Annotated in this window: 2 protein-coding genes; both read left to right on the top strand. The window is 27.4% G+C overall.

What is annotated here, in order from left to right; translation table 11 throughout:
- Nucleotides 1-608: 608 nt before the first annotated feature.
- Nucleotides 609-1064 (top strand): LytTR family DNA-binding domain-containing protein, encoded by a 456-nt coding sequence (locus BTO18_RS18040; RefSeq protein WP_226789085.1) that lies wholly within the window; start codon nt 609-611, stop codon nt 1062-1064.
- A gap of 155 nt (nt 1065-1219) precedes the next feature.
- On the top strand, nt 1220-2521 hold the full coding sequence (locus tag BTO18_RS11805) for a M20 metallopeptidase family protein (RefSeq protein ID WP_105016416.1): 1302 nt from the start codon (nt 1220-1222) through the stop codon (nt 2519-2521).
- Nucleotides 2522-2600: the final 79 nt, after the last annotated feature.

The following is a 2600-nucleotide window of genomic DNA, read 5'->3' as shown; positions in this document are numbered from 1 at the left end:
TTGTACACAATTTGAGCAAATCTGTAATGATAATAACCTGTAACCTCCATAACTACTAAACTATTTTTGGGTAGTGCTTTATGAAACTTTTTAAAGCCAAATTCATCATTTTTAAACTGTATATAACCTTGAATACTACCTTAACAATTAAAGACATCTATACTGATGTCAATTCCAAAAGTTTCATTATATTTATTCAATTAATTATGTATTGATTTCGAAAATTTCGATGAAATTTTCTATCTGTGATTTGTTTACTAAATTAGAAGCGTGAAACACACAACTCATCATAAATAAAACCGATAGCTCTATTTTTAGCTTAATTCACTATGATTAACCCTTCAATAAAACATAACATATACATAGGGTTTCTAATTAGTATATGGATTTTCATTTTTGCATTCTTCATTAGACCCTTTGATGATGAGACATTAAATTTAAAATTGTGGATTCGAATTAGTTTAGGGTTTAGCCTCATAACATTTCTATGTTACTATCTAGTTGCATTACTACAAAAAATTATTTACAAAAAAGTTGCAAAGTGGAATATTAGCTTCGAAATATTAATCATCTTAATTTTTCACTTATTTTATTTAGTAACAACATACTTGTACTACAAAAGTCCAGTTTTGAATGGAGGGTATACTTTTTATGAATTTTTCCAAATTATAATCCTTAAGGTTGCTTTAATAACTACACCTATTTTAGTTCTTGCAAGAAAATATGTTATTAAATTGATACCAATTAAAAAGGAAATCATTACTATCAGAGGCGAAAACAAATTAGATATCTTAAAAATTAATAAATCTGATTTAATCTGTATAACCAACGCTCAAAATTACATAGAAATTTTATACTTACAGAACAATCAATTACAATCAAAATTAATTCGTTCTTCATTAAAAAAAATTGAAAAAGATTTAGATTTTTTAATAAAAGTACATCGTTCTTATCTCATCAACCCTTCACATTTTAGAGCTTGGAAAAATCAAAAAACTATTATTTTAACTCAAATTGAAGTTCCGGTTTCAAAAAATAATAGAGAGAAGATTTTGTCACTTTAATTTCTATACCAAAAAAGCAATCTTTTATACCAAATCCAATATTGTGTTGTGATTTTAGATTTGTGACAGCTTATTTTTGAAAAATCAATTTGATAGTATTTACATTAACTGGCAATCATTTGATTTATTATTAATACTAAAACCACATAAAAATTATGAGAAATTTAAAATTTAAAAACTTTTTATTAATAATCAGTTTGCTTTTTATTAGCTGTTCCTTTTATGGTCAAAATTTAACTAATAAAAATTCTATTCATCAAAATGTTGAAAATGAAACCAAAAAAATATATAAAAATCTAATTGAAATACGCAGAGATTTACATAAACATCCAGAACTATCTGAAAAAGAAAAAAGAACTTCTAAAATAGTTGAAGAATATCTTGTTAACCTTGGGCTGGAAGTACACACTAATATAGGCGGTTATGGTGTGGTTGGTATTTTAAGAGGCTCTAAAGAAGGTAAAAAAATTGCATGGCGAGCAGATATAGATGCTATGTCCTCTGATATAGAGGATATTGTAGACTTCAAATCATTAAATAAAGGTGTTAGGCATATTTGTGGACATGATATACATACTGCAATAGGTCTTGGAATAGCTCATGTTCTTGGAAGTGTAAAAGAAAACCTGAAAGGAACAGTATATTTTATTTTTCAACCCTCTGAAGAAAATTATAAAGGCGCATTGGCGATGATTGATGACAAGTTATTTGAGATTATAAAACCCGATGAAATATACGGTACTCACGTTGCCCCATTTCCTTCAGGAGTAATTTCAACTAAAAAAAATAACATCTATGCACATAGAACTATAATTGAGTTAGTATATGAAAATTCAATCAATGAAGAACAAATAATTAAGTACACTAAAGAGTTACTAAATGATATTCAAACGATAGAGCCTAATAGCCCATTTTGGAATCAAAGATATTTATTAGATCCAAATATAGGAATGACTAACCCAAACACAATATTTAAAGATTATACTGTGGTAAGTAGCGATTTTAATATTCAAGATATAAATAATACCCTAAAGATAAGTACTATTCTAGATTTTAGCGATCAGCAGCTAAAAGAGCGCACTATAGATTACATTAATAAACAAATAAAACAGTCTGAATTTAAAAACTCTTTTGTGTCTGCTAAATATCAATTTGAAAAAGAAACACCAATGAATGATAGCATACTTACAATGAAAGTGGTAAATAGTATTTCAAAGCTTTATGGAAAAGAAAAGGTTATAACTATGCACGGAGTAGGTCCCGCAGAATTTGGTGATGATTTTGCTTATTTCCAGAATTATGCACCAGGAGTCTATTTTTTCTTGGGAGCTTCAAATTTTGAAAAAGGTCTTGTTGCTATGCCACACTCACCAAGCTTTGCTATCGATGAAAGTTGTATAAAAGTTGGAGTTAATTTTTTCTCATCATTGATTATCGAAAGAATAAATAAGTTATAGAAGATATGATAAATTAATTTTTGATACCATCGCTCGTAAATTAATTCTAGCTGTCTGTTTAAAAACACCAATATCTTTA

This window comes from Polaribacter porphyrae, from assembly GCF_002954685.1.
GTDB classification, from domain to species: domain Bacteria; phylum Bacteroidota; class Bacteroidia; order Flavobacteriales; family Flavobacteriaceae; genus Polaribacter; species Polaribacter porphyrae.
Note: the sequence above shows the minus strand (reverse complement) of the source record. Positions and strands in the feature narration are given on the sequence as shown.